Below are 26,938 nucleotides of genomic sequence, written 5' to 3'. Positions count from 1 at the left end.
GCGGCGATGAGCGACGGGCTCGCGCGCTGGACTGCGAACGAGGCGCTGCCGTTGAAACTGCTGCGTTCGCTGGGCCTGCTCGCGCTGGATCGCATCGCGCCGTTGCAGCAAGCGATTGTCGCGCGAGGAATGGGGTTCCGCAGTGACACTCCGCAACTTGCACTCAGCAAACGTCCATGAGTCGTCGACCGATCCATGATGTCGCCATCGTCGGTGCCGGTATGGTCGGCGCGGCGCTCGCGCTGGATCTGGCGCAGCGCGGCTTCGATGTCGCCCTGATCGAATCGCGCGCGCCGGCACCGTGGCGCGGCGAGGACGAGATCGATCTGCGCGTCGTCGCGCTGGCTTCGTCGTCGGTCGATCTGTTCGCCCGTCTGGACGTCTGGACGGCCATTTCCGCAGCACGCGCCAGCGCCTATCGCCGCATGCGCGTCTGGGACGCGCTCGCACCGGGCGAACTGGACTTCGATGCGGCAGACGAAGGCGCAGCCGCACTTGGTTATATCGTCGAGAGTCGTCTGATCCAGTCGGTGCTGTGGCAGGCCGCGCAGCGCAACCCGGAAATCACCCTGCGCTGCCCCGCGCGCGTCGTCGCGACGGAAGTCGACTCCGATCGGCGCACGCTGGTGTTCGACGACGACAGCCGCCTCGCCGCGCGCCTCGTGGTTGCGGCGGACGGAGCAGAGTCGGCGCTGCGCGAACTGGTCGGTATCAAGACCCATGATCGCGACTACGCGCAGCGCGCGATCGTCGCGCACGTGGCGACCGAGCGGCCACACGAAGGCACCGCGTGGCAGCGCTTTCTCCCCGGTGCGACGATCGCCTTTCTGCCGCTGGCCGATGGGCGCAGTTCGATCGTCTGGTCGGTGCCCGACGCGCAGGCGTCGCGTCTGCTCGCACTCGACGATGCCGCATTTCGCGCCGAACTTGGCGCTGCGTTCGATTTCCGTCTCGGCGCAATCACGGCGACGACTCAGCGCGCAGCATTTCCGCTGCGCCTGCGTCTGGCCGAGCGCTACATCGCGCCGCGCTTCGCCACGGTCGGCGACGCCGCGCACGTTGTGCATCCGCTGGCCGGGCAGGGCGTCAATCTCGGCCTGCGCGACGTGAGCGAACTCGTCACTGCGCTGACCGCGGCACGCGATGCAAAACGGGATTTTGCGGCCGAGTATACTTTGCGTCCTTTCGAGCGCCGCCGGCACAGCGACAATGCGCTCTCCGCTTACGCCTTCGATGCGATCCAGCGCACGTTCGGCAGCGATTTGGTCGCGCTCGCGACGCTGCGCGGTTTCGGCCTCGCTGCGGTCGACCGCATCGGGCCGCTCAAGCGGATTTTCGCGCGCCACGCGGCGGGTATCTGACTCGCGCTTGGCTGCGCTATGATCGATCATCTTTCGACGAGGATTGAACCATGTGGCTGATCAATCTGATTCTTCTGATCCTGCTTGGCTTGCTCGGCATTGGGTCGTGGTTGAAAGGCCGCCAGCCGAACCTCGGGCGGCAGATCGGGCAGCTTGAGTCGTTCGAAGGCTGGATCGGCATCGTCGGCCTGGTGTGGGGCATCGTGCTGCTGCTGCGCTGGTTTTCGACACTCGGTCTGTTTGGCTACGCGCCCGGTTTCGTGCTGGTTGCGCTCGCGATCGCACTGGTCATAACCGCCTTGTCGCTGATCCTGGCCTTGCCGCAGTTGAAGACGCTATTCGGCAGCAACGATTTCACCAACAAGCTTGGCGAATTTGCCGGCAAGCTCGGACCGTACAAAATGGGACTGGGCTTTGCCTGCCTGCTGCTGGCCTTGTATTCGTTGCTCGGTGTCTTGCGCGTGCTTTGACTGCCAGCCTATTTCTCGATCTTGTAATTGATCCCGGCGCGGCTCGACAGCGTTCCATTGCGCATTTCGAAATCGAACAGGCGCGTGAGCTTGTAGCGCAGCGTCACGACCTGGCCGGGCGTGAACAGGCCGACGCCATAGCTCAGGTATAAACGTGGAGAAAGATACTTGCCGACCGTGAGCGCGGCGCCGCCGACACTGGAATTGTCGGCGACACCGACGTCGTCGAGACCCATTTTCGCGCCGACGCTTTTTGCCAGCATGTCACCGCCCGCGGTGCCGAGCGCGCTCGCCGCGCTGCCGACCGCGTTGCTTTCGCCACCCTTCAACTGCGACAGCGGCTTGCCGGCGACGAGGTAGGACAATGCATCGGACTGCTCCATCGCCGGATCGGAAAACACGGTCAGTTGCGGCGTCAGCGCGGTGCCGCGCACGCGCAGGCCGACGCTGATGTTCTGATCGGGAAAGGCTCGCGTGGCGCGGATATCCAGGCCTGGATTTTCCACCGGCGTGCCGGCGAACAGCAGGCGGCCTTCCTGGATGGTCAGGTCCTGACCGTAGGCTTTGAACGTGCCGTTGAGCTGAATCTGCCCACGCCCGATCGGCGGCCGGCCCGGCGTCTGCACGATCGACAGCTGACCGCCGAGGTCGGCGTTGAGTCCGAAGCCGATCAGATGCACCTCGGTGCCCTGGCGCAGATCCATCGCCAGCTTTTCACCCATGCCGAGCTTGAGCGTGATGTCGACTTCGACCGGCAACGCCGCGGTCGCTGGTGCCGGCTTTTCGTCGACGACGACCACGTCGGGCGAGGTCGCCACCGCAGCACCACCACCCGGCAGCTTGGCCAGATCGACGAACATCCGCGGTATGCCCAGCGTGCCGCTGACCGCGAGGCGTTTGCCATCGCGATCGATCTTCAGGTCAGGGGAAATGTGTACTTTTGCACCCGGGATATTCGCCGCCAGAAAATCCTCGCCCTTGACCGTGAGCGTGACCGGCGCATTCGCCGCGATACCCGCAGTGCCCTTCAGCGCGAGCGTGCCTTCGTCCGAAGCGATCGATCCGTCGATGGCGAAATTCTCGCCGTCGCGCGAAAGCACGCTGATCTTGCCGTCGTGCAGTTTCAGGCCCGCGGCCGGCACTTCGGTGGCGAAGTCGATCAGAGCAAGCTCGCCTTCGACGCCGGGCTTGGCCGTCGTGCCGGACAGCGCGAACTTCGCCTCGACCTTGCCCTTGGTGCCGGACAAGTTGGGCGTAAGCAGGTCGACGAACGACAGATTGTTGATCGTCGCCGACAGATTGCCCGACAGCGGCATTGCGCCGCCCGGACTGTCGTTATTCAACGTGCCGGTGACGATATGGCCGTCCAGACGGCCGCCGCCGTTGAGGTCGCCCGCGATCGTGATCGTGCTCTGTTGCGGCGACAGCGCTGCATCGATGTGAAAATTCCTGTACGCGAGCACTGCCTGTGAGGTTGAATCCGGATAGGTGATCGAACCCGACTCCGACTTGATCGTCGCCTGTCCGCTTAGCGCGCCGTCGGCGGATTGCGCGATATTGCCGTTGCCGTTGATCTCGCCGTCGAGCTTGAGCGGCACGTCGGGGCTGGCGAGCTTGCCGATCATGCTCAGCGGTAGATGTTCGAGGGTGAACTTCGCCTGCGTTCTCTTTTGCGCATCCTGGTTGGCGGACGCGCACAGGCCCGGCGTACCAGCGCGCAGACATAGTTCGTCGAGATTGAACGCACCGCCGACATAGCCGAGCGCGGCCGGATGCGTGAGCTTCCATTGCGGCTGATCCTTGACGTCCAAGGTCAGCGCATTGAGCGTACCGCGCCAGTCGTTACTCTTGCCCTTGTTCGCCACGAGTCCGCCGTCGAGGGCAAGACTCGCGCTCAACGGCTTGCCGCGCGCGTCGAGTTCGAGATGGTGCGCCGCCTGATTGCCCTTGGCGTCGAGCTTGAGCGTATCGAACACAAAACCGCCCGCAGCTACGGTTTTCGCCTCGACATCGAGGTTGCCGCTGGGTGCGGACAGATCGTGTACATCGAAGCTCAGGGTCAGCGCCTGCATATGTGTGTCGCCGCTCGCAATCTGCGCGCCGTCCAGCTTGCCGCTCGCATCGAGCTTCGGCCACGCCCCTTGAACCGCGATGTCGCCGCGCAGGCTGCCACCGCTTTTCGGTATCCAATCGCCAAGACTGTCTATCGCTAGGTCGATCTTGAGGTCGGTGCGCGCGCCGCCGGTCGTGCCGCCTTTGCCGATCAGGGCGACGCTGCTCTTGCCGGACGACAGGGTCAACTTGCCGTCGACACTGAACGGTGCCGCGAACGCGAGATCGGCGTTGCCGCCCAGCGCGCGCTGGCGCAGGCTGCCGCTGAGGTTGTCGAGCTTGAGTTTTCCGACCGGTCCGGTTTTTTCCACATTTCCACTTGTGGACAAGGTGAAATTCACCGCGCCGGGCCAGTTCCTGGCGAATGCGCCGGGGTCGAACTTGTCGGCCTTGGCGTTGAGGTTCCAGCCGATCTGCGGTTTGAGCACGATCGCGCCGCTCGCATTGAGGCCACCCTTGGGTTGCTGCAAATCGAGTTGCTGCAACTCGATCCTGTCCGGCGTGCCGTCGAGCTTGAACGCGATATCGGCAAGCCGGCCGATCTTGTCGGGAGCATTCGGTCCGATCGAGAGGTTGCCTTGCGCGGCGAATTTCCCGGCATTGCCGTTCGCGCTTAGCGTGCCGTGCGAGGCCAGCGCCTGGCCGACCAGATCGGCCGGCAATTCCACGCCTTCCCATGTCAGTTTCAGATCGCCGCCGATCGGCTTCGCGTCCAGTTGCACCCTGGCTTGCGCGCTGAGCGCACCGGTGGCTTCGGGCGAGCGCAGATGCAGCGTTTCGACGGTAAGGGTTTGTCCGGCGAGGGCGAACTTGAGCGGATCGAGCAGCACGCGATGCGCGTTCACATCGACATTGCCGCTGACCGTGCCGCCATTCCTGTCGCCAGCGCCGCTCAGATGCAGCGCTAGCGATTTGAGCGCATCGCTTTGCGTGAGCTTGGCGGGGTCGAATGTGGGCACGTCCAGATTCAGCGTCCATGGCAGTGCCTTGTCGCTCGGCGTCATGTTGCCGTTCGCCGTGGCGACAAGCGGCTGGCTCAGCGCGAGTGTGAAATGCGCCTGTTTGCCGTCGTTTTGAAAATCGAGCGTACCGACTGCGCGGGTCGGCGGCGTGGCCGCATCAGGTTCGTTTTCGTCGGGGACCTTCCAATCGATCGCGAGTTTGGCGCTGCCGCGCAGATCTGTATACGTGGTCAGCGCACCGTTGAGATCGACCTTGCCGTCCGGTGCGCGCAGCGCGAGTTGCTTGACGGTCAGCGCGGAACTCGTCCAGGTCGCTGCGGCATCGAGGCTGTCGCTCGCGAGCAACAGTCTGCCATCCTTGGTGATCGCGGTTTTGCCGATGTGCAGGCGCTCGATCAGGATATCCAGCGGTGGCGTCAGCAGCATCTGCAGCGAGGGCGCCGGCACATTCGTAGACGCTGGCAGCACCGTGGTCAGCGCGACATCGACGCCGTCGAGCTGCACATTCTTCAACTGCAGTGTTCTGTGCAGAAGGCCGAAAAAATCGTACTCGATCTTCGCCGATTTGATTTTCACCTCGATGCCGGAAGCGGCATCGCGATAGTGCAGATCGTGCAATTCGAGCGGACTGACGAGAACGCCGCGCGCTTCGGCGAGCAGCAGCTTGCCGGCGAGCGACGTCTTCGCCCGTTCGATCGCGAAGCGCGCACCCGCTTCCGTCGCCAGCAACCAGTAGGCGAGCGCGACGACCACGGCGAGCAGCACGACCAGCGCGATGCCGATGCGTTTGAGCCAGGTTCTGACGCGCACGCTCATGTCGGTAATGTCCCTGCGCACATGGTCATAAATCCGGCCCGATCACCAGATGCAACTGCACACCGTGCCTGCCGTCGGGATCGTTCACCGGCACGCCGATATCCGCGCGCACCATGCCGACCGGCGAGCGCCAGCGCAGGCCGATGCCGGCGCCGATATGCGTCCTGAAACCGTTGAATTGATTGAATGCATCGCCGGTGTCGACGAAGGTTGCGATGCCCCAGGTCGGGGTGAAGTAATACTCGTACTCGGCGCTGGCGACCGCGAGATTTTTGCCGCCGATGATCAAGTTGTTGCAATCGGTGGTCGGATTCGTCGCGCATCGGGCCAGTGCGATCGGCACTAGATCGGCGGGCAGCGGCAAGCCGATGGTTTCGTAGGCGTAGCCGCGGATCGAACGATCACCGCCGGCAAAGAAGCGCAGCTCCGGCGGCAGCTTGTCGAAGTCGCCGACCGCGGTGGCGCCGAGCGAGCCGCGCAGGATCAAGCGCTGGTTGTCGCCGAGTGCATGAATCCATTTCGCATCGCCGCGCACCTGGGCGAATTTCGTGCTCGAAAGAAGGCCGGGGCTGCCGCGCGCATCGAGCGTGATCGAATAACCGTCGCGGACGAAGCTGCGGTCGTCTGAGCGCTTTTTTTCCAGCGAGATTTCCGGATACAGCAATGTCGAATTGCCGTCGATATTCGCCACGGTGAACGTGCCGGTGAGCAAATTGAGGCCGAGCGTGCGCGTGAAGCCCAGCCACTGGCGTGTCTCGTTGGCGACCAGGCGCGTGGTGTTGGATTGCGAGGTCTGCGTGTTGATGTCGCTGTAGATCGCGCCGAAGTTGTAGGCGCGATTGTCGTCGCCGGGCAGCGGAATCGTGTAGGTGCCCGCCAGGGTTTTTGCGCGCTGCGCAATTTCCACTTCGATTTTTGCCTTGTGACCGCGTGTGTTGAGCCAGCGCCGGGTCAGGCTGCCCTTCACGCCGAGGCCGATGTCCGAGTCGATGAAGACTCCGGCGGTATAGATATTGCGCTTGGCCGGCGCGAGCGTGACCTTGATCGGAATCACGCCGTCGTGCGCATGCTCCTTGTCCGGCATCACGTCGACGATGCCGAAGTAATCGGCGTCGATCAGCTTCTGCTGCAGGCGCAGAAGTTTCGTCTGACTGTAGAAGTCGCCGGCGCGCCACGGAACGTAGCGATCGAGAAAGCCGTCGTCGAACTGGGCACCCTTGAAGACGATATCGCCGAAGCGATAGCGTGGGCCGACGTCCCACTTCAGCGCGATCGATGCCTTGTTCGTGCTGCGCGAGACATCGACACGATGGGTGGTCTGCACCGCATCCAGATAGCCGCTGGCGAACAGCGCCGATTGCACCGCGGCCTTGCTTTTCTCGTACAGCGCACTGTCGAATTGCTGGCCGGTCTTCGGCGCGAAGTCGGCCAGTGCCGCGGCCACCGGTTTTTCATCGCGCGCCGGATCGGGCACGTCGACCGCGTAGTCGGACACGCGCATCGGCTCGCCCACGCGCACGTGGATGATCGCGGTCCAGCCCTGTGTGGTTTCCTTCAATTCGCCGTCGGTTTTGGCGTTGTAATAGCCGAAGGCTTCGAGCACCTTGGCGATCTGTTGCGGCGCGTTGTCGTACAAACGCCGCGCCTGCGCCGCGCTGATGTCCTGTTTTGCGTATTGGGTGATTTCCGCCGCGGCAGTCACCGCGGTCTTGAGCGGATCGTCGACGCCATCGATCTGCGTCGTCAGTGTGCCGGCGAAGCCGTTCGCGCAGATCAGCAACAAGGCCAGGGCAGAGGCCGCGCGTGTTGCGCCAAGACGCGCACGCAGCCCTCCCCGAAAATTCACATCCATGGTGAATTTATAGCATGGCCTCCGCGCGTGGGTGGTTACGCCGTTGTGAATTCACGCACGCCTTGCGCGAGCGCAGACACGCCTTGCGCAATCAGGCCTTGCGCAGGCGCGATCCGCGTGTCCAGAACCAGTACACCGGCACCCCGGTCAGGGCGATCAGCGCCGCCATGCCCGCGTCGCGCGGACTTGCGATCACATTGCTCACGACCGTGGCCAGCGTCACCACGACGAACAGGCCCGGCAGCAGCGGAAACCCGGGTGCCTTGAATACCGCGGGTTCGTTGCGCAGACGGCGGTAGTAGAACAGGGTTGCCACCGCGCCCGCGTAGCCGAGCCAGTCGGCGAAGGTCGAGTAGTCGAGCAGTTGTCCGTAGCTGCCGGACAGCGCCAGCACGATCGCCCAGCCGGCCAGCGCGGCGAGCGCGACATCCGGCGTGCGGAAGCGCGGATGCAGATGCCCCGTCGCGCGGAAAAACACGCCGTCGGCGCCCATCACCTGGAACACGCGCGCGCCGCCGATGAGCGAGATATTGCAAAAGCCCAGCGTGGATATCGCGATGCCGACCGCGATCGCGCGCGCGCCCGCGTTGCCGAACGCGCTTTGCATCACCGCGGCCGCGGGCGCGGTGCTCGATGCGAGGCCTTCGTGGCCGAGGACTTTCAGGTAGGCGAGATTGGCGAGCAGGTAGCAGGCCGCGACCAGGCTCATGCCGATGATCAGTGCGCGCGGAATATTGCGCTGCGGTTCGCGGATTTCGCCGGCGATATTGTTCGCATAGCCCCAGCCGCCGTAGGCGAACAGTACCGGCATCAGGATCGCACCGAAACTCCAGAAACCCGTGCCGCTGCGCGGCGGCGCGTTCGTCGCCGGCAGCAGTGGCGCGGCGAAGAACAGGCCGGCTACGATCACCGCGACGATCGCAACGAGCTTGAGCACGGTGAGCACGTTCTGCACCGTCGCGCCCGATTTGATGCCGGTGAAGTTGATGCCGGCGAGCAAGACGATCGCGCCGATCGCCAGCGGCTTGATCAGGGTCGGCGGCAGGCCGGCTGCCGTGCAGGCGTAGGTCGCGAAGGTGATGCCGACCGCGGCGATGCTGCCCGAGTAGTTGATCAGCAGCATCGTCCAGCCGAACAGGAACGCGATCAGCGGGCCGAAGGCCTCGCGCAGATACACGTAGGTGCCGCCCGCCTGCGGCCGGCGCGCGCCGAGTTCGGCGAAGCACAGTGCGCCGACCAGGCCTACCAGGGCGCCGAAGGCCCAGGCTTCGATGACGCCCAGACTGGTTGTCGTGCGCTCGGCGACGATTTTCGGATTCAGGAAAATCCCCGCGCCGATCACGCCGCCGACCACGATCATGCTCGTGTCCCAGACACCGAGGCGGCGCAGGTAGCCGGGCGTCGCCGATTCGTTCGGCGTCGTCGCTGCAACGGCGGTATCGTGGGCCACGCGAATACTCCGTAGTCGGTTCACGCGAGCATGGCGAAGTTGCATCGCGCTGTCGAGCGTCGGTGCCAAAAAAAACCGGCGCCGCTGGGGCGCCGGTAACGGTTCTGCGAATCGCCCTTCGACAAGCTCAGGGCGAACGGACTACTTATTCAAGCCTTGCTTAGAACTTGTACTTCAGCGTCACCATCGCCGACCAGCGCGACACCGTGCGGCTCGGATCGAGGAAGCCGCCGTCGTAGAACACCTTCTGCTGCGGCAGGTAGTTGCCGTTCTTGTCGGTCGGCAACGTGTACACATACTGGCCTTTGGCGTTCACGCCGGCATAGTTGGCGAGGGTGCGCGTCGGATAACCGGTGGTGTTGACGACCTGCGTGTCGCCCCAATGCTTGTTCAGCAGGTTGAGGAAATTGAACAGGTCGAAGCGCAGTTCGCCCTTGCCCCAGATGCCCGGTACTTCCTGCGCGAAGCTCATGTCGAGCTGATTGATCCATGCGTTCTTCGCACCATTGCGCCCGGCGATCTGGCCGAGATGATCCTTCAGATACGAATCGTGCGCGAGGAAAGCCTGAAACTGCTGAATTTGCGTCGGCGTCACGCTCGATGCGTAGGCGACCTTCGGATCATTGACGCCCGGAATATAGACCGGATCGAATCCCGCGAGGCTGTCGCCATTGACGTCGTTGCCGAACACCCAGGTGTAGTTGTTGCCGCTGCGGCCGCTGTAGAACCCGGAAACGGTACTTTTATAGTCGCCGAAGAACGCGTGCTGCCAGGTCAGCGAGGTCTTGAACGTGCGCGGCACGTTGTAGTTCGAGGTCGAGGCGACGTTGTCGTTCGGATTCACGCGCACGACGCGCTGATAGCCGTTGAACGCGATCGTATCGACGCCCGCATCGGCGTCCGTTGCATGGCTGAAAGTCACCGCGACATTGCCGGACAGGTTCTCGGTGAACGGCTTGTTCACGCTGAGCGTGAAGGTGTCTGCCTTGCCCTCGTTGGTATTGGCGAGTCGCGTCGACGAAGTGGCGAAGGCACGATTCTGGTTGGCCAGCGAATCGGCGGCCTTCGGCGCTTCGCCGGGCGTCTTCCAGAACTGCAGGCGGCCGTCCGGCAGCGTGCCGGTCGGTGCGCCGAAGTTGATTGCCTGATACAGGATGCCGTTGTGCACCTGCAGATGCTCGTATTCGGCCGTGCCGATCAAGCCCCACCACGGCAGTTCGCGGTCGAGCGCAAGACTGGTCTTGAGCACGGTCGGCAGCTGGAAATTCTTCGCGACCGTGTCGACCGAGCCGGCGCCGCCGCCGACCGGAATCGGCTGGTTGAACGGATCCGGACTGAACGGTGCCTTCGACGCATCGAACGAGGTGTACGAGAGTACGGTGACGCCGTTGTTCTGGTACGGATTGGTCAGCCACACCGCCGGCGGCGAGCTCTGGAACAGGCCGACGCCGCCGCGCAACTGCGTCTTGTAGCTCGAGTCGAAGTTGTAGTTGAACGAGACGCGCGGCTCGATCACCGCATCGCCCGAGCTGACCATATTGTTGTTCGGATAGCCGAACGCCGCCGCAAACTTGGCGTTGTACACCGGCTTCCTGTTCGCATCGGGAATGTCCACGCGCACGCCAAACTGCAGCGACAGCGCCTCCGTCGCCTGCCAGGTGTCCTGCAGGAACGGGCTGTACTGCGTGTAGGTCCAGGCGCCGGCGATGTCGGGCAGAGTGTAGCCGGGCGCGGGATGGAACAGGCTGTAACTCGTGTAGAGGCCCTTGGAGAAATTGTCGATGCCGTTGAATACATAACGGCCGAATTCGGTCTGGCCGAACAGGTTGTAGATCTTCGTGCTGGTGTAATCGAGGCCGCCCTTGATCGCGTGATCGCCGATCGTGTAGGTGCCGGCTAGGAACAGGCTCGACTTCTTCGTGTCGATGAGGTTGTAGTGGCGGAACTGCTCCTCGCCAAGATTGACCACCGGCCCGGTTGCGGGCGCGGGCGCGAGGATCACGGCGATGGCCGGTTCGTGGAACGGCGCAGTCGTGGCCTGGATGAAATGCTGGTAGCCGATCTTGGCCTCGGTGGTGAAGTTGTCGGTCCAGTCGTCGAACAGATGCACGACATAGTTGTTGGTCGTGATCGCCTTGGTGTAGGTGTAGCTCGACAGGCCCACGCTATTGGTGGTGTTGCCACCGACCGCGGGCTGTACATTGGTCGTGCGCTGCGCGGTGAAGCTCGCGCGATGGTTGTCGGAGATGTTCCAGTCGATCTTGCCGAGATAGCGTTTGTCGACAAAGGTGAGGCCGAGCACGCCGCCGAACGTGCCCGGGATCAGGCCGAGCTTGGTCGCAGTGTCGATCACCTTCTGCAAGTCCCCGGGCGAAATCTTGCCGCTGGTCGAGGCGCCGGTGAGCGATGGATCCAGACCATTGGCTGAGTCCACGCCCAAGCCGTTCATCCTTTCCCTCTCGGCCGAGAGGAAGAAGAACAGTTTGTCCTTGATGATCGGGCCGCCGATGTTGAAACCGCCGGTCCAGTCCTTGTCGTAGTTGAGGTATGGGTAATTGTGGCTGCTGCTGGACAGCCAGCCGGCATTGCCGACCAGTTTGTCGGCGTTGCGATAGGAGTAGTACGCGGCGCCGTGGAACTCGTTGGTGCCGGACTTGGTGACGGCGTTGACGTCGGCGCCGACGCTGTCGGCGATCACGTCGTAGTTGGCCGTCTGGATGTTGTACTCGGCGATCGTCTCGGGCGAGATCGGCGTTTTCAGATACGGCAGGCCGTTGGCGTTGAGGCCGAACGGATCGCCCTGGCTCACGCCGTCGACCGCGATGTTGTTATAGCGGTTGTTCTGACCCACGGCCGAGAACGCGCCGACACCCTGATCGATCACGGTCACGCGCGGGTCGAGGCGCACCACATCGTCGATCGAGCGGTTGCCTTTCGGGATCGCATCGAGCTGGCGCTGCGAGATCGTGGTCGACAGCCCCTTGTTGTCCGGCGCAAACATCATCGTCGACGCGTTCGCGCTGACCACAACCGTATCGAGCGACTTTACCTGCGTGGCGCTGGCCGCGGCGAGGTTGATCGACGCAGGCTGACCGAGCTGCAGATACACATCATCCTGTTCGGCGACCCTGGTGTCGCCCTTGTTCGCGCGTACGTCGAACGGTCCACCGACGCGCAGGCCTTGCGCCGAGTAGCGGCCATCGGCGTCGGTCGTCACTTCCTTGGTCGTGCCCGACGGGCGATGCACGATCGTCACGGTCGCACCCGCTACCGGATTGCCGCTCGCGTCGAGCACGCGGCCGTTGACACCGGACGTGGTGATGTTCTGTGCGTCGACTGCGGTTGCCGCGAGCAACGCGGCAATGGCGATCGAAAGGGTCTTTGCGCGAATCGTCATGGACATTGAATATCCTGGTTGCGTAGAGAGAATGGGAACAGCCTGCCGCGACCGCAGTCATGGGGTATGGCCGAGGGATCAACTCGTCGTCCGCCCCTCGAAAACACCCCTGCAGGGCAAAGCGCCGGTGTAAAATTTCGTTAATAGTAGACAATATTTATTACATTGCGCTAGTGGTGTGTAAACACAGGCTCGGTTTTTCCACCAAATGCGGACTGCCGAGCCAGGGTCGGGTAGCGGTCCAGTTTGGAAATTCCGCTTGCCCTGAGTCCTTCGGCAAACTCAGGACAGGCTGCGGCGCTCGCGCGAAGTCAAAGGGCACGGGCCAAGCCGCTTCGACTTCGTTTGCTGCGCAAGCCGCGATCAGCGCGAACGGTTCTTTTGCATCGCAAACCAGACCACGATCGGGTGTCGGTCGCCTGTCCGAACACCGGATTTCGCCTTATTATTGCCCGGCTGATGCATTCTGCTATGCGCGGTAGCCGGTTTCGCCGGCATAACCGCCTCATCTGAAACGGGAACCTCCCAGTGGGTATCGACAACGCGTCCGCACCCGGCGCCAATTGGGTCGTGGTCAAATTCGGCGGCACGTCCGTGTCGACACGCGCGCGTTGGGACAAGATCGCCGCGATCGCGAAAGCCTGGCGCGCACGCGATCGGCATGTGCTGATCGTGGTGTCGGCGCTGTCCGGCACGACGGACAAATTGAAGGCGATCTGCGATGCGCATGCGGATGCGCAAAAATGTACAGCCGTTGCCGCGGAAATCGCGCTGCGCCATCGCGCGATGTTCGCCGAACTCGGTTTGAGCGACGCGCACAGCAGCGACGGCTGGCTGGCGCGACTCGATCAATTGCTTGACGACGCGCGCTGCGTGCAGGGTGCGCTGAGCTGGCAGGCGGACGTACTCGCGCTCGGCGAATTGATGTCGTCGACGCTCGGCGCGGCCTATCTGAATTCGCTCGGCCTGCCGGTGCGCTGGCTCGATGCGCGCGAACATCTGCTCAGCGAACCGCTGCCGAACCAGAACGCCTGGGGCCGCTATCTGTCGGCTTCGGTGCCGACTGCGCCGGATGCGCAGCTCCGGACGCATCTGGCTGCATTGGGCGAGGTGTTTATCACCCAGGGTTTCATGGCGCGCAACGACGAGGGCGAAACCGTGATCCTCGGCCGCGGCGGTTCGGACACGTCGGCAAGTTACTTCGGTGCGCTGCTCGCTGCGGAGAAAGTGGAAATCTGGACCGATGTCGCCGGCATGTTCAGCGCCAATCCGCGCCAGGTGCCGAACGCGCGCCTGCTCGCGCGGCTCGACTACGAGGAGGCGCAGGAAATCGCGACGACCGGCGCCAAGGTGCTGCATCCGCGCTGCATCAATCCGGTGCGCGAGGCCGGCGTGCCGCTGGCGATCAAGGACACGAATTATCCCGATCTCGACGGCACCGAAATCGCCGCGCGCGTGGCCGACGCCGCGCCGAGCGTGAAGGCGATTTCCTCGCGCAGCGGCATCACCCTGATCTCGATGGAATCGATCGGCATGTGGCAGCAGGTCGGCTTCCTCGCCGACGTGTTCGAGCAGTTCAAACGCCACGGCCTGTCGATCGATCTGGTCGGCACGGCGGAGACCAACGTCACCGTGTCGCTCGATCCGACCGAGAATCTGGTCAACACCGACGTGCTGTCCGCGCTCTGCGCCGATCTGGCCAAGGTCTGCCGCGTGAAGGTGATCGCGCCCTGCGCCGCGATCACCATGGTCGGGCGCGGCATGCGTTCGATGTTGCACAAGCTTTCCGGCGTGCTCGCCGAATTCGGCGCGGTGCGCGTGCATCTGATTTCGCAGTCGTCGAACAATCTCAATCTGACCTTCGTGGTCGACGAGGGCGTCGGCGCCGGTCTCGTGCCGCAGCTGCACGACCTGATGATCAAGGCCGAGGCGATGCGCGTGGAGGACGCGGGCGTGTTCGGCCCGAGCTGGAGCGATTTGTATAAAAAGTCCCTTGTACAGAATGTGTCGTGGTGGCGCGCGCGCTGCGACGAGCTGCTCGAACTCGCACGAACTGGAACGACGCCGCGCTATGTCTACGACCTCGCCTGCGTGCGTGCGCAGGCGCAGGCGTTGCGCGGCACGATCAAGGCGGTCGATCGCTGGTTCTACGCGATCAAGGCCAATTCGCACCCGGCGATCCTGCGCGAGATCGCGGCGCAGGGATTCGGCCTCGAATGCGTTTCGCCGGGCGAACTCGCGCGTGTGCGCGAGGCACTGAACGGTGTCGCGGTCGACCTGTTGTATACCCTGAACTTCGCCGCGCGCGAAGATTACGCCGCCGGCATCGCACAGGGCGCGCGCATCACGCTCGACAACCTGCATCCGCTCGTGCATTGGGGCGATCTGTTTGGCGGGCGCGAAATCGAACTGCGCCTGGATCTCGGTATCGGCCGCGGCCATCACGACAAGGTGAAAACCGGCGGCGCGCAATCCAAGTTCGGCCTCGCGCTGGACGAGCTGCCCGAGTTCCAGCGCCTCGCTGTGCAGCATGGCGTGCGCATCGTCGGCCTGCATGCGCATCTGGGCTCGGGCATCCTCAATGCGGCGCACTGGAAGGAAGTGCATATCCAGCTGGCGAGCCTCGCGGAAAAAATCGGCAGCGTGCGTGCGCTCAATATCGGCGGCGGTTTCGGCGTACCTGCGCGCGCCGACGAAGCGCCGCTCGATCTCGCGGCGGTCGCTGCCGGGCTCGACGAAGTGAAGACCGCGTATCCGCAATTCGAATTGTGGAGCGAGCCAGGCCGCTATCTCGTTGCCGACGCCGGCGTGCTGCTCGCGCGCGTAACCCAGACCAAGTGCAAGGGCGATGTGCATTACGTCGGCGTCGATGCCGGCATGCACAACCTGATCCGGCCCGCGCTGTACGAGGCCTATCACGAAATCGTCAATCTCTCGCGGCTGGATGAACCGGCGAGTGGACTCGTGCAGATCGTCGGCCCGATTTGCGAGTCGGGCGATGTGCTCGGCAGCAATCGGCGCTTGTCCACGCCGCAGGAGGGCGATGTATTGTTGATCGCACAGGCCGGCGCTTACGGCGCGGTGATGGCGTCGGACTACAACCTGCGCGGCCGCGCGACGGAGACCGTGCTGTGAGCACTTCCGCCACGATTGGATCGGTCGATCCGCGCCGCGCGCAGGCGTTTCGCTTTCTCGCCTGCGACTATGCCGCGGACAGCGGCACGGCACGCCTGCGTTACGCGTTCGACGACGGCCCGGAACTGGTCGAAACCATCGTGTTTCCGCAGGCATCCGCACTCGCGCCCGCGCGCGCGGCGGCGTTCGCGCAGGCGTTGCGCCTGTTGCATCTGGTCGCCGGCATCAGCTATTACAAGGCCGGCGTGCCGACACGAATCCGTGTCGAGAACGGCGGGCTCGACACGGCGACCGCGGAATTCTTGCGAGAAGTATACTTTCACGGGCTCGGCGAGTTCGCCTACCAGAATAAACTCGATCTGCGCGAACGCTTATCTTCCCTTCTCCCATCGGGAGAAGGTGGCGCGCAGCGCCGGATGAGGGTTCGTCCCTCTGACCACGCTGCTCCAATGCCGGACCCTCATCCGCCCTTCGGGCACCTTCTCCCAATGGGAGAAGGGAAAATTGGTCTGCCTCGCCGCACCCTGCTGCCCATCGGCGGCGGCAAGGATTCGCTGGTCAGCGTCGAGCTGTGCAAAAGCATCGACGAGCCGGCGACCGCGGTATGGATCGGCGATTCGGCGCTGATCGCGGCCTGCGCAGAGCGCACCGGCTTGCCGATGTTGAACATCAAGCGTCGTCTCGCGCCGGAATTGTTCGAGTACAACCGCCTCGGTGCGTACAACGGGCATATTCCGGTTACCGCGATCAATTCCGCGATCCTCGTCTGCGCGGCGATCCTCTACGGTTTCGACGCGATCGTCTTTTCCAACGAGCGTTCCGCATCGAGCGCGACGCTGGAATACGACGGTCAGCCAGTCAACCACCAGTGGAGCAAGAGCCTGGATTTCGAGCGCGGCCTGCGCGCGCACGTGCAGTCGCATATCGCTGCGAATCTGGATTATTTCTCGCTGCTGCGGCCATGGTCGGAACTCGCGGTGGCGCGTGCGTTTGCGAAAACCGCGCGCTACGACGATGTGTTTTCCAGCTGCAATCGCAACTTCCGCATCCTCGGCGATCACCCGTCGGATCGCTGGTGCGGGCGTTGTCCGAAATGCCATTTCGTGTTTCTCGCGCTGGCTCCCTTCATGCCCAAGCCGCGTCTGCTGGCCATTTTCGGCCATAACCTGCTCGACGATCCGTCGCTCGCGCCCGGCTTCGACGCGCTACTCGAATATCGCGGGCACAAGCCGTTCGAATGCGTCGGCGAAGGGCAGGAGTCGCGCGCTGCATTGTATACATTGTCGCGGCGTGCGGAATGGCGCGAGGATGCGCTGGTCGCGCGTTTCGTCGGCGAGATTCTGCCGCAGCTCAATATCGCGGATCTTGCGCTCGACCCCTTGCTCGTACCCGCAGGTGAACATTTCCTGCCCGCACGTTTCGCGAACCTTGCGCATGCGCCTGGCTGAGCTCGCGGACAAACGCGTCGCGGTCTGGGGTTACGGCCGCGAGGGCAGGGCTGCGGTCGCGGTCTTGCGCCAGCACTTTCCGCAAAAGTCGCTGACCCTGATCTGTCCGGCTGCCGAAGGCGACAGGGCGCGCGCGCGCGGCGATGAACGCCTGCTCGTGCTCAGCGATCCGGTCGATGCGCAGACGCTGGCGGGTTTCGATATCGTGATCAAATCGCCGGGGATCAGTCCGTATCGCGCGCCGTATCCACAGGCGCTGGCCGCGGGCGTGAATTTCACTTCGGGTAGCGCGCTGTGGTTCGCCGAGCACGCGCAGGCGCGCACGATCTGTGTGACCGGCACCAAGGGCAAGAGCACGGTCAGCGCGCTGATCGCGCACCTGCTGCGTCGGCGTGGATTGTGCGTCGCGCTGGCCGGCAATATCGGTCTGTCGTTGCTCGATCTGCTGCAACCGCCGCGCGAACCGGATTGGTGGGTGATCGAGCTGTCGAGTTTCCAGACTCGCGATTTCGACGGCGCGCCGACGATCGCCGTGATCAATAATCTCTACGAAGAACACCTCGACTGGCATGGCGAGCGCAAAGCCTATGTCGCCGACAAGCTGGCGATCGCCGCACGCGCACAGCGTGTCGTCGTCAATGCGCACCAGACCGAATTGGATTCGTTGGCTGCGTCTGGCAAACGCATTCGCTTCAACGACGAAGACGGCTGGCACGTTCGTGGCGATGCGATTTTCCGCGCTGGCGAACGCATTCTTGCGCTTGCCGCGATCCCGCTGCCGGGCATTCATAACGCGCAAAATGTCTGCGCTGCGCTCGCGGCGATTGAGGCTGCCGGCGAAGATTCCCGCTTGTTGGCAAAACATGTCGCCAGCTTCAAACCGCTGTCGCATCGTCTGCAAACGCTGGGCACGCGCAACGGAATCGAGTGGATCAACGACAGTATTTCGACCACGCCATATGCGGCGATCGAAGCGCTGCGCAGTCTGACCGGGCGCGCGGTGACGATCCTTGTCGGCGGCTTCGACCGCGGCCTCGACTGGAGCCCGTTTGTGGACTTCGTCGCGAAGGCGCCGCCGCGGGCAATCGTGACGATGGGCGCGAACGGTGCCGCGATCGCCGACGCGCTGCGGCATATTGTCGACTCCGGTTTTGTGCTCGACAGCGCGCCGGTGTTGCACGAGGCGCTTGCGCGTGCGCGGACATTGACGCCCGTGGATGGTGTGATTCTGCTGTCGCCCGGCGCACCGAGCTTCGATCAATTCCACGACTACGCCGAGCGCGGACGCGAGTTCGCGCGACTCGCGGGTTTCGATCCGGCGGCGATCAGTGAAATCGAAGGTCTCGGTATCGCATGAATCCCGTGAATGACGGCAAGACCAGCATCCGCGTCTGGGACTGGCCGACACGCCTGTTCCATTGGGCGCTGGCCGTGCTGATCGCGCTGCAGTTCGCGACCGCAGAGTTCGACGTGCTGTCGATGGATTGGCATTACCGCTTCGGCTACGCGACGCTCGCGCTGATCGTGTTCCGCGTGGCCTGGGGATTTGCCGGATCGCAGACGAGTCGATTCGCCGACTTCGTGCGCGGACCCGCGACTGTCACGCGCTATGTGCAGGAATTATTTTCCGCGCCGGCGCGCAAGGCAGCGAGTGTCGGCCACAATCCGCTCGGTGGCTGGTCGGTACTCGTGATGCTCGCCTGCGTGCTGATACAGGCGATCAGCGGCTTGTTTACCAGCGACGGAATCGACGAAGACGGACCGTACGTGGACTATGTGTCCACCAAGACGATCAAGCTCATGTCACGTCTGCATCATCTGGGCGAAACGGTGCTGCTGGTTTTGATCGCTCTGCATATCGCCGCCGTGCTACTGCACTGGCTGATCAAGCACGACAATCTGACCTTGCCGATGCTGAGCGGACGCAAGCGCACCGACGCGGCACAACCGTATTTCGTCAGCGCTTGGCGCGCGCTGATCTTGTTCGTACTGGCGATTGCCGCGGTTGCGCTGTTGTCCTGGTTCGGTTCCGCGTAGGGCCGCAAGAGCGCCCCCTTCCGCCCTTCGGGCACCTTCCCCCGCGATGCGGAGGAAGGGAAAGATTGATGCGTTGCAGGTTTGAATCCCCCCCTGCGCTAAGTTTGAATCCTCCCCCTGCGTTAAGTTTGAATCCTTCCCCTGCGTTAAGTTTGAATCCTTCCCCTGCGCTAAGTTTGAATCCTTCCCCTGCGTTAGCGGGGGAAGGTGCCCGAAGGGCGGAAGGGGGCGAGCGGAGAGACGAATTCGCCTCAGCGATCGAATCGGCCCTCAGGCCTCACTCGTCCTTTTTCTTGTACTTGTCGTGACAGGCCTTGCAGGCTTCGGCGACCTTCTTGAACTGCTCCTTGTCCTTCGCCTGATCGTTGCCCTTGGCGACGTCGGCCAGCGCGAGCGCTTCGCGATTGAAATCCTTCGCCTTCGACTGGAAATCGTCGAAGCTCTCCCAGATCGCCGGCTTGGCCGCGGTGTCATGGCCCTTGTCCGAACCCTTTGGAAAACCTTCGACCAGTTGATCGCTGAGAAACGCGATACGCGACGCGTGCCTGGAAAACTCCGCCTGATCGAACGGAATCTTGCCCTTGAGCATCGCGCCAAGCGGGTCGAAATTCCAGCCGACCACGGTCATCAGACCCATGCGGTAATCGATCGCGTCCTCCGCCGCCGAATGCGCGAAGGCGGCAGCGGCGACGCAGATAGCCGATGCGGCGAAAAACAGGCGGATCTTGAACATGGCGGCCTCGCAGATGAAAGAAGATTCATGCAAGCCCAGTCTAACAAACTCGCGGTTGGAATTTCCTGTAACGTCAGTCGCAGTATCATACCGGCGCAGCTTCACCTCATTCGCTTACAGCCGGAGGATTCCCATGAAACGTTTGCTCGCACTCGGTCTGCTGACCTGCTTCGCCGCCAGCGCCGCCCACGCGGCCATGGTGGCGAAGAACATCGATTACGCTGTCGACGGCAAGAAGATGCAGAGTGTACTTGTATACGACGATGCGGTGAAAGCCACACGTCCGGGGATTGTGATGACGCCGGACTGGCTCGGCATGAATCCCGATCAGGTCGCGCTGGCCAAGCAGATTGCCGGCAAGGACTACGTGATTCTCGTCGCCGACGTGTACGGCGTCGACGTGCGGCCGAAGAATGCCGACGAAGCCGGCGCCGCGGCGAAGAACATGTACGCGCACCGCAGCGACCTGCGCGCGCGCATCAATGCCGCGCTGACCCAGCTCAAGGCACAGACCGGCAAGGCGCCGCTCGACGGCAAGCACTGGGGCGCGATCGGTTTCTGCTTCGGCGGCGCGACCACGCTCGATCTGGCGCGCAGCGGCGCGGATATCGGCGGCGTCGCGGTGTTTCATGCGAGTCTCGCCGGCGATCCCGCATTCACCGACAAAATCAAGGCCAAGATATTGGTCATGCACGGCGCCGACGACAAGTTCGAGTCGCCCGAGCAGATCGCCGGCTTCCAGCAGGAGATGCGCGACGCCAATGCAGACTGGCAGTTCGTGATCTACGGTGGCGCGGTGCACTGCTTCGCGATACCGACCGCCGACGGGCAAGTGCCGGGTTGCAAGTACGATGCGCCGGTCGCCAAGCGCGCTTTTGCGCAGATGCACAGTTTCTTCAATGAGGTGTTCGCGCCGTAGATCTCAGTAATCGCGCTGCAAGGCGTAGTCGGCGAGCACATTCAATGCATCGCGCGCGTCAGAATGCGGCAAAGTGGATAACGCCACTTTTGCGGCATTTGCGTACTTTTGTGCACAGGCACGCGCGCGCTCGATTGCACCCGAGTCGCGAATTGCCGCGATGATGTTGTCGAGCGAATCCAGGCCGCCGGTTTCGATCGCGCGCCTGAGGCTCGCGGCCTGCGCCGGCGCGGCGCGCTCGATCGCGTAGATCAGCGGCAGGGTCGCCTTGCCTTCGGCGAGGTCGTCGCCGATGTTCTTGCCCAGCGTGCCGGCGTCGGAAACGTAGTCGAGCACGTCGTCGGCAATCTGGAACGCGAAACCGAGATTGAGCCCGTAGTCGGCGAGCGCCTCTTCCTGTTCGGTCGGCAAACCGGCAAGCACACCGCCGAGGCGTGTGGCCGCGGCGAACAGCACCGCGGTCTTGCGCTCGATCACATCCAGATATTTCGCCTCGTTGGTGTCCGGGTTATGGATGTTGAGCAGTTGCAGCACTTCGCCTTCGGCAATGCGGTTGGTGGTATCGGCAAGGATGCGCATCACACGCATGCTGTCGAGCTCGACCATCATCTGGAACGAACGCGAATAGAGGAAATCGCCGACCAGCACGCTGGCCGCATTGCCCCACAGCGCATTGGCGGTCTTGCGTCCGCGGCGCAGGTCGGACTCGTCGACGACATCGTCGTGCAGCAGGGTCGAGGTATGGATGAATTCGATCAGCGCGGCCAGCGGAATGTGATTCTGTCCGCGGTAGCCGGCCGCGTGCGCGGCCAGCAAATGCAGCATCGGCCGCAGGCGCTTGCCGCCGCCGCCGATGATGTGTTCGGCGATCTGGTTGATCAGGATCACATCCGACGCGAGTCGCGCGCGAATCAGCGCATTGACCGACGCCATGTCAGCCGCGGCCAGCGCCTGCGCATCGGCGAAGCGCGAAATCGTGCGCGGAAGTTCGGGTGACACGGTGGCCATCTTGTGACGTCGCCGGTAAGTTTTCGCGAAGGATTATAGCGGGTTGGTTGCAGTGCGCTTTCCGATTCCTGTCGTAGCTTAACTGTTCTTCGAATAGATCGGCTCCCCTAGTCATTCCGAACAGATCTGCTCCCGCTCGTCATTCCAGCGAAAGCTGGAATCCATCTTGATCTTGGCGCTTGGAAGCGAAAGAAAAATCAAGCTGGATTCCAGCTTTCGCTGGAATGACGGCTCTCGTGACCTGCGACTCTAGGCGGCGCTGCGGTTCACGGCTAGTATCGCGCGACGCGATCCCACCCGTTTGAGAAAGGTTCATCGATGCATTCGTTTCACTCTGCTCGCTTCATCGTCATCCGCTTTCTGCCCGGCCTGTTGGCCTGTCTGTTCTCGCTGGCGCAGGCCGACACGCCGCCGCTGACGCCCGACATTCCGGCCAAGTTCATCGCACCGACTGCAAACGACGACTACATCAAGCGCGTCGAGATGATTCCGATGCGCGACGGTGTGAAATTGTATACCGTGATCGTGATTCCGAAAGGCGCGACGCATGCGCCGATCCTGCTGACGCGCACGCCCTACGACGCGGCCAAGCGCACCGAGCGCAACGTCAGTCCGAGCATGCTCGCGACCTTGCCGCAGGGCGATGAAGTGTTCGTCAAGAGCGGCTATATCCGCGTCTTTCAGGACATACGCGGCAAGCACGGCTCGCAGGGTGATTACGTGATGACGCGTCCGCTGCGCGGGCCGCTCAACAATAGCAAGGTCGATCACTCGACCGATGCCTACGACACGATCGACTGGCTGGTGAAGAACGTGAAGGAAAGCAACGGCAAAGTCGGCATGCTCGGCTCGTCGTACGAAGGCTTCACCGTGGTCATGGCGCTGATCAATCCGCACCCGGCGCTCAAGGTCGCCGCACCGGAAAGCCCGATGGTCGACGGCTGGATGGGCGACGACTGGTTCCACTACGGCGCGTTTCGCCAGCCCAACTTCGACTATTTCGGCGGCCAGACCGAGGCAAGGGGCGACGGCAAATCGATTCCGCGTGTTGGCTACGACGACTACGAAAATTTCCTGCGCGCCGGTTCCGCGGGCGACTTCGCGCGCGCGGCGGGGCTCGACCAGCTTGCGTTCTGGCGCAAAGTATCCGAGCACCCGGCCTACGATGGTTTCTGGCAGGGTCAGGCGCTGGACAAGATCATCGCCCAACAACCGCTCAAGGTGCCGACGATGTGGGAGCAGGGTCTGTGGGATCAGGAAGACATGTGGGGCGCGATCCACAGCTACGCCGCCGTCGAGCCGAAGGACACCGCCAACGACAAAAACTTTCTCGTGATGGGGCCGTGGCGCCACAGCCAGGTCAACTACGACGGCTACTCGCTCGGGCCACTGCAATGGGACGGCGACTCGGCGCTGCAGTTCCGCCGCGATGTGTTGAAGCCGTTCTTCGATCAGTATCTCGTCGACGGCGCGCCCAAGGCCGACACGCCGCCGGTGCTGATCTACAACACCGGCGAAAACCGCTGGGATCGATTCAAATCCTGGCCGCTGAGCTGCGACAAGGGCTGCGCGGCGACACCCAAGCCGCTGTACCTCACCGCCAACCAGGGACTTTCGTTCACCGCGCCCGCCGCCGCGCAGGGCACGTTCGACGAATACGTCTCCGATCCGGCCAAGCCGGTTCCGTATCTGCCGCGGCCGATAAATTTTGCCGATCACGACGCGTGGACGCGCTGGCTCGTGCACGATCAGCGTTTCGTGGACGGACGTCCCGACGTGCTGACCTACACCTCCGCGCCGCTGACCGCGCCATTGCATATCGGTGGCGTGCCGCAGGTGAATCTGGTGGCATCCACCAGCGGCAGCGACAGCGACTGGGTGGTGAAGCTCATCGATGTCTATCCCGATACGATGCCGTCGCGCCCGGAAATGGGCGGCTACGAACTGGCCGTTTCCCTGGACATCTTCCGCGGCCGCTATCGCAGCAGCTTCGAACATCCCGATGCGATCGCCGCGGATCAGCCGCTGGTCTACCGTTTCGGCCTGCCGACCGCGAACCACGTATTCGAGCCGGGCCACCGCATCATGGTGCAGATCCAGTCGAGCTTGTTTCCGCTCTACGACCGCAACCCACAGACGTTCGTGCCGAATATTTTCTTCGCCAAACCCGGCGACTACAAAAAAGCCACGCAGCGCGTATATCACGACGGCGCGAACGCGTCGTTCATCGATTTGCCGGTGGTGCCGGCGGGTTGAAGCGGCGCTCAATACTGGAATCCTTCCCCTGCGCAGCGGGGAAACATCGGCAGGACTGCCGATGTTTGCAGCGGATGCTGCCCGAAGGGCGAGCCACATGGATGTGGCGAGTACAAGGTGGCGGCAGCCGGAAGGGGGCGATGTCGCCTGAGAGCCGTTACGAAACACGCGAGGGCATACAGCGATTTCCTACGCGCAGAGTCGATCCGTGCTGACGAACGTCGCCGCACGCGCATGGTATTCTTGCAACATTCACCCAGCGTCGAACACGAGGTAGCAACATGGCACGCGGCATCAACAAAGTCATCCTGGTGGGCAATCTCGGCGCCGATCCGGAAACCCGCTACACGCCCAGCGGCACGGCGATCACGTCCATCCGCATCGCGACCAGCGAATCGTGGAAGGACAAGCAAACCGGCGAACAGCAGGAACGCACCGAGTGGCATCGCATCGAATTTTTCGGTCGCATTGCCGAGATCGCAGGCGAGTACCTGAAGAAGGGACGCCAAGTTTATATCGAAGGCAAGCTGCGCACCGACGAATATGAAAAAGACGGCGTCAAACGCTACTCGACCAAGGTGATCGCCGACGAAATGCAGATGCTCGGCGGCCGCGAGGGCGGCGGCGCTGAGGGCGGCTCCGGTGGTGGCGGTGGCGAGCGTCGCGAACGTGGCCCCGCACGCGGTCCGCAATCCGCTCCGCCGCGCAGCGCGCCCGCGCAGGCGCCAGCCGATAGCTTCGACGATGACGAGATACCGTTCTGATTTGGGCTAGTCTATTTCTCTAGGAGCTGAAAAAGAGTAGTTTGTCAAAAAGCTGCTCTTTTTTTGTAACTACAAATGCGTTATCTGGCGTCTTCTGGAAACGCAGTCTGGACTTGCCCCGGTTGCGCGGACGGCTTTTGATTTGATTCTCAAATGCTCTGGTTGAGGGAGAGAGAGTTCTCCTGGTGCTTGCGTTCAAAGTTTACCGGTGATTGATAGTCAAGTGCGGAATGTCGGCGGCGCGGGTTGTACCAACCTTCGATCCAGGTGAACAGCGCCATGCGTGCATCGGTCTTGCTGCGGAAGCTGCGGCGATCGATCAGTTCGCACTCCAGACTTGCGAAGAAACTTTCGGCCATCGCGTTATCGTACGCATCGCCGACGGTTCCCATCGACGGACGCACGCCCATCTTGCGGCAACGTTCGCCAAAGGCAATGCTGGTGTACTGGCTTCTCTGATCGCTGTGATGGATGACGTTGTCGGGCCGCCGTTGAGCAATCGCCATGTTGAGCGCCGACAGCACCAAGTCCGCCGTTATCTGCTCGCCGATCGCCCAGCCGACGACGCGCCGACTCCACACATCGAGCACGACGGCCAGATACACGAACCCGACCCAGGTCGGCACGAACGTAATGTCGGCCACCCACAGCCGGTTCGGCTGTGCAGCGGCGAACTGACGGTTGACCAGATCCGGCGCGGGACGCCGGCGCACATCACGCTGCGTGGTCACTACGAATCCACGGCGTCGGCTCACACCACGCAGCTGCGCTCGCCGCATCAGGTGCGCCACCCGTTGGCGGCTGATCACCACGCCTTCGTCGATCAGCTCGGCGCGCACGCGCGGCATGCCGTACGTCGCATCTGAGTCCGCATGGATCTTGCGAATGCGCTCGGTCATCACCGCATTGTCCATGGCCCTTCGCGAAGGACCACGATCCCGCCATGCGTAGTAGCCGCTCGGCGACACATCCAATACCTGACACATCGTGCGTACGTTGAAGCGTGCCTGGCTCACGAGTTCGAAGACCCGATGGACGTCTTCGCGCCTCTGGCGGCGAACCAGGCTGTAGCCTTTGACAAGATATCGCGCTCCGTCTGCAACTGGCGCACCTGCCGACGCAGACGCACCAGTTCTTCGCGCTCAGCAGTGGTCAGGCCATTGCTGCCGGGGACAGCGGCATCGATGTTGGCTTGGCCCACCCAGTTGCAGATGGTCTGGGCGGTCACACCAAATTCTCGGGACCGTTCAGCCGGCCTGCGGCCGGCTCGCACCAGCTCGATCATCTGCTGGCGAAACTCTGCCGGATACGGCACTCGTGTTTTGGACATTGCGGACTCCTTGGTTCCCGTAGGATAGGTGTCCGCGAAAACGGGTCAACTCCACATCGAGGACTCAGTCATTCTCTCCTTCGACAGAGTCCTCAAGCACCTTACCCGTTCTGGCGTCAACGCCAATTTCGTGAGTGATGTTGCCGTTGGCGATGTCGAATGAGTAGCGCAGGCCGCTGCCGCCTTTTTCCTGTTCCAATTCCTCCTTAACTATCTTGCCGGGATAGATCCGCAGAGCTATCTGCCGCGCCTGCGGGAGGGAGACTTTCGCCTGCTTCGCCAGCTCGGCGCTGGACACCATGTCGGCACCGAAGGCGGTCGATGCCACGACGAACACCGTGACCAGAAAAACGAGGCTTTTCATAGATAACTCCCGTGGCGATAAGCATCTGCGCTCACCGTGCGGTACTTCTAACATCACGAGAGTTAGTTTCGGCAAAGTGTCTTAACCGTCGGTGCGGGTGAGTCGTCAAAGACGGGTGCCGGGTGGCTGCCGACGGGTTCGATTCGGTAGTCGTGTTGTGCCAGGGGCGTGAAGGTGAAGCGACCGCCTTCAATCGTTTGGGACGGTTTGCCGTTATCGAAGTTCCGTAGCGTGTGTCCCTGCCACGGCGTGACGAAACGCAATGGCGAGCCGCTCCGCCGCGCAAGGTGAACGCCGTCAACTGTCCATCGACGGCCTCTACGTCAAGAGTTGCCCCAGCTTGGCTCCCAGAATGCGGCAGGTCACGACCGGCCGCAGTGGGTTGCGGATTCAACCGGTCAATGCAACAGTTTGCCGATATCGTTCGGCGGGTGTTTCGTAGCGTAGCGTTTTTCTGGGACGTTCGTTCAATCGTCTCGCTACGGCATTGAGCTTCGCTTGCGAGAAGGTGGATAGGTCGGTGC

18 protein-coding genes and 2 pseudogenes are annotated in these 26,938 nt (G+C 62.9%); 10 read left to right on the top strand and 10 right to left on the bottom strand.

From position 1 onward, the window contains the following. The 3 genes and pseudogenes from VIE67_RS05375 to VIE67_RS05365 all read left to right on the top strand — a co-directional run. Nucleotides 1-180 (top strand): annotated as a pseudogene (locus VIE67_RS05375) (2-octaprenyl-6-methoxyphenyl hydroxylase); the annotation flags it as partial. Then, on the top strand, nucleotides 177-1,361 hold the full coding sequence (locus VIE67_RS05370) for a UbiH/UbiF/VisC/COQ6 family ubiquinone biosynthesis hydroxylase (protein WP_332024025.1): 1,185 nt from the start codon (nucleotides 177-179) through the stop codon (nucleotides 1,359-1,361). The pseudogene VIE67_RS05375 and the gene VIE67_RS05370, both read left to right, overlap by 4 nt. A 50-nt stretch (nucleotides 1,362-1,411) precedes the next feature. Next, nucleotides 1,412-1,831: a hypothetical protein gene (locus tag VIE67_RS05365; protein ID WP_332024023.1), complete on the top strand. Its 420-nt coding sequence runs from the start codon at nucleotides 1,412-1,414 to the stop codon at nucleotides 1,829-1,831. A gap of 8 nt (nucleotides 1,832-1,839) precedes the next feature. On the opposite strand, the gene VIE67_RS05360 is transcribed toward VIE67_RS05365, so the two are convergent. From VIE67_RS05360 to VIE67_RS05345, 4 genes are all read right to left on the bottom strand, one after another. Further along, the gene (locus tag VIE67_RS05360; RefSeq protein WP_332024021.1) at nucleotides 1,840-5,721 is read right to left on the bottom strand and encodes a translocation/assembly module TamB domain-containing protein; all 3,882 of its coding nucleotides are present in this window, start codon (nucleotides 5,719-5,721) and stop codon (nucleotides 1,840-1,842) included. Nucleotides 5,722-5,746: 25 nt separating this feature from the next. Next, nucleotides 5,747-7,573, bottom strand: coding sequence for an autotransporter assembly complex protein TamA (locus VIE67_RS05355; protein WP_332024019.1), 1,827 nt, complete (start codon nucleotides 7,571-7,573; stop codon nucleotides 5,747-5,749). A 91-nt stretch (nucleotides 7,574-7,664) separates the two neighbouring features. Further along, nucleotides 7,665-9,023 carry an APC family permease gene (locus VIE67_RS05350; RefSeq protein WP_332024017.1) on the bottom strand — a complete coding sequence of 453 codons (1,359 nt, stop codon included), beginning with the start codon at nucleotides 9,021-9,023 and terminating at the stop codon, nucleotides 7,665-7,667. Between the two features lie 160 nt (nucleotides 9,024-9,183). After that, nucleotides 9,184-12,426 (bottom strand): TonB-dependent receptor, encoded by a 3,243-nt coding sequence (locus VIE67_RS05345; protein ID WP_332024015.1) that lies wholly within the window; start codon nucleotides 12,424-12,426, stop codon nucleotides 9,184-9,186. 522 nt (nucleotides 12,427-12,948) lie between these two features. Here VIE67_RS05345 and VIE67_RS05340 point away from each other — a divergent pair. From VIE67_RS05340 to VIE67_RS05325, 4 genes are read left to right on the top strand one after another with little or no spacing between them, the layout of a single operon-like run. Continuing rightward, complete coding sequence (locus VIE67_RS05340) at nucleotides 12,949-15,555, top strand: bifunctional aspartate kinase/diaminopimelate decarboxylase (protein WP_332024013.1); 2,607 nt, start codon at nucleotides 12,949-12,951, stop codon at nucleotides 15,553-15,555. Further along, complete coding sequence (gene murL, locus VIE67_RS05335; protein WP_332024011.1) at nucleotides 15,552-17,003, top strand: UDP-N-acetyl-alpha-D-muramoyl-L-alanyl-L-glutamate epimerase; 1,452 nt, start codon at nucleotides 15,552-15,554, stop codon at nucleotides 17,001-17,003. The genes VIE67_RS05340 and murL overlap by 4 nt, the downstream gene beginning before the upstream one ends. Continuing rightward, complete coding sequence (murD, locus tag VIE67_RS05330) at nucleotides 16,990-18,360, top strand: UDP-N-acetylmuramoyl-L-alanine--D-glutamate ligase (RefSeq protein WP_332024009.1); 1,371 nt, start codon at nucleotides 16,990-16,992, stop codon at nucleotides 18,358-18,360. The genes murL and murD overlap by 14 nt, the downstream gene beginning before the upstream one ends. Further along, nucleotides 18,357-19,040 (top strand): cytochrome b/b6 domain-containing protein, encoded by a 684-nt coding sequence (locus tag VIE67_RS05325; protein WP_332024007.1) that lies wholly within the window; start codon nucleotides 18,357-18,359, stop codon nucleotides 19,038-19,040. Before murD ends, VIE67_RS05325 begins: the two co-directional genes overlap by 4 nt. Before the next feature lie 277 nt (nucleotides 19,041-19,317). Here VIE67_RS05325 and VIE67_RS05320 read toward each other — a convergent pair whose 3' ends face one another. Next, on the bottom strand, nucleotides 19,318-19,773 hold the full coding sequence (locus VIE67_RS05320; RefSeq protein WP_332024005.1) for a c-type cytochrome: 456 nt from the start codon (nucleotides 19,771-19,773) through the stop codon (nucleotides 19,318-19,320). Nucleotides 19,774-19,906: 133 nt separating this feature from the next. Between VIE67_RS05320 and VIE67_RS05315 the strand changes: the two genes are divergently transcribed. Next, a complete protein-coding gene (locus tag VIE67_RS05315; RefSeq protein WP_332024003.1) occupies nucleotides 19,907-20,692 on the top strand; it encodes a dienelactone hydrolase family protein in 786 nt (261 codons plus the stop codon). A 3-nt stretch (nucleotides 20,693-20,695) separates the two neighbouring features. Here VIE67_RS05315 and VIE67_RS05310 read toward each other — a convergent pair whose 3' ends face one another. Then, nucleotides 20,696-21,700 (bottom strand): polyprenyl synthetase family protein, encoded by a 1,005-nt coding sequence (locus VIE67_RS05310; protein WP_332024001.1) that lies wholly within the window; start codon nucleotides 21,698-21,700, stop codon nucleotides 20,696-20,698. Nucleotides 21,701-21,839: 139 nt separating this feature from the next. Then, nucleotides 21,840-22,016 carry a hypothetical protein gene (locus VIE67_RS05305; RefSeq protein ID WP_332023999.1) on the bottom strand — a complete coding sequence of 59 codons (177 nt, stop codon included), beginning with the start codon at nucleotides 22,014-22,016 and terminating at the stop codon, nucleotides 21,840-21,842. A gap of 2 nt (nucleotides 22,017-22,018) precedes the next feature. On the opposite strand from VIE67_RS05305, the gene VIE67_RS05300 reads away from it, so the two are divergent. Together VIE67_RS05300 and VIE67_RS05295 are read left to right on the top strand one after the other, a co-directional pair. Then, nucleotides 22,019-23,956 carry a CocE/NonD family hydrolase gene (locus VIE67_RS05300; protein WP_332023998.1) on the top strand — a complete coding sequence of 646 codons (1,938 nt, stop codon included), beginning with the start codon at nucleotides 22,019-22,021 and terminating at the stop codon, nucleotides 23,954-23,956. Between the two features lie 281 nt (nucleotides 23,957-24,237). Next, the gene (locus tag VIE67_RS05295; protein ID WP_332023996.1) at nucleotides 24,238-24,720 is read left to right on the top strand and encodes a single-stranded DNA-binding protein; all 483 of its coding nucleotides are present in this window, start codon (nucleotides 24,238-24,240) and stop codon (nucleotides 24,718-24,720) included. A gap of 149 nt (nucleotides 24,721-24,869) precedes the next feature. On the opposite strand, the gene VIE67_RS05290 is transcribed toward VIE67_RS05295, so the two are convergent. From VIE67_RS05290 to VIE67_RS05280, 3 genes and pseudogenes are all read right to left on the bottom strand, one after another. Then, nucleotides 24,870-26,050, bottom strand: a protein-coding gene (locus VIE67_RS05290) for an IS3 family transposase (RefSeq protein WP_332023994.1) whose coding sequence is annotated in 2 segments (ribosomal slippage) — nucleotides 24,870-25,789 and nucleotides 25,789-26,050 — 1,182 coding nt in all. Because the reading frame shifts where the segments join, the coding sequence is not laid out codon by codon here. Nucleotides 26,051-26,114: 64 nt separating this feature from the next. Next, nucleotides 26,115-26,414 carry a PepSY domain-containing protein gene (locus tag VIE67_RS05285; protein ID WP_332023992.1) on the bottom strand — a complete coding sequence of 100 codons (300 nt, stop codon included), beginning with the start codon at nucleotides 26,412-26,414 and terminating at the stop codon, nucleotides 26,115-26,117. Between the two features lie 390 nt (nucleotides 26,415-26,804). Beyond that, nucleotides 26,805-26,938, bottom strand: a pseudogene (locus tag VIE67_RS05280) (IS30 family transposase); the annotation flags it as partial.

Source organism: Rudaea sp., from assembly GCF_036560865.1.
In the GTDB taxonomy this organism is placed as follows: domain Bacteria; phylum Pseudomonadota; class Gammaproteobacteria; order Xanthomonadales; family Rhodanobacteraceae; genus Rudaea.
Note: the sequence above shows the minus strand (reverse complement) of the source record. Positions and strands in the feature narration are given on the sequence as shown.

Coding starts and splice junctions, on each gene's coding strand:
- VIE67_RS05355 (WP_332024019.1), bottom strand. CDS start 7,573: ATGGATGTGAATTTTCGGGGAGGGCTGCGTGCGCGTCTTGGCGCAACA.
- VIE67_RS05295 (WP_332023996.1), top strand. CDS start 24,238: ATGGCACGCGGCATCAACAAAGTCATCCTGGTGGGCAATCTCGGCGCC.
- VIE67_RS05365 (WP_332024023.1), top strand. CDS start 1,412: ATGTGGCTGATCAATCTGATTCTTCTGATCCTGCTTGGCTTGCTCGGC.
- VIE67_RS05300 (WP_332023998.1), top strand. CDS start 22,019: ATGCATTCGTTTCACTCTGCTCGCTTCATCGTCATCCGCTTTCTGCCC.
- murD (WP_332024009.1), top strand. CDS start 16,990: ATGCGCCTGGCTGAGCTCGCGGACAAACGCGTCGCGGTCTGGGGTTAC.
- VIE67_RS05315 (WP_332024003.1), top strand. CDS start 19,907: ATGAAACGTTTGCTCGCACTCGGTCTGCTGACCTGCTTCGCCGCCAGC.
- VIE67_RS05305 (WP_332023999.1), bottom strand. CDS start 22,016: ATGAACCTTTCTCAAACGGGTGGGATCGCGTCGCGCGATACTAGCCGT.
- VIE67_RS05360 (WP_332024021.1), bottom strand. CDS start 5,721: ATGAGCGTGCGCGTCAGAACCTGGCTCAAACGCATCGGCATCGCGCTG.
- VIE67_RS05370 (WP_332024025.1), top strand. CDS start 177: ATGAGTCGTCGACCGATCCATGATGTCGCCATCGTCGGTGCCGGTATG.
- VIE67_RS05310 (WP_332024001.1), bottom strand. CDS start 21,700: ATGGCCACCGTGTCACCCGAACTTCCGCGCACGATTTCGCGCTTCGCC.
- VIE67_RS05285 (WP_332023992.1), bottom strand. CDS start 26,414: ATGAAAAGCCTCGTTTTTCTGGTCACGGTGTTCGTCGTGGCATCGACC.
- VIE67_RS05325 (WP_332024007.1), top strand. CDS start 18,357: ATGAATCCCGTGAATGACGGCAAGACCAGCATCCGCGTCTGGGACTGG.
- VIE67_RS05345 (WP_332024015.1), bottom strand. CDS start 12,426: ATGTCCATGACGATTCGCGCAAAGACCCTTTCGATCGCCATTGCCGCG.
- VIE67_RS05320 (WP_332024005.1), bottom strand. CDS start 19,773: ATGTTCAAGATCCGCCTGTTTTTCGCCGCATCGGCTATCTGCGTCGCC.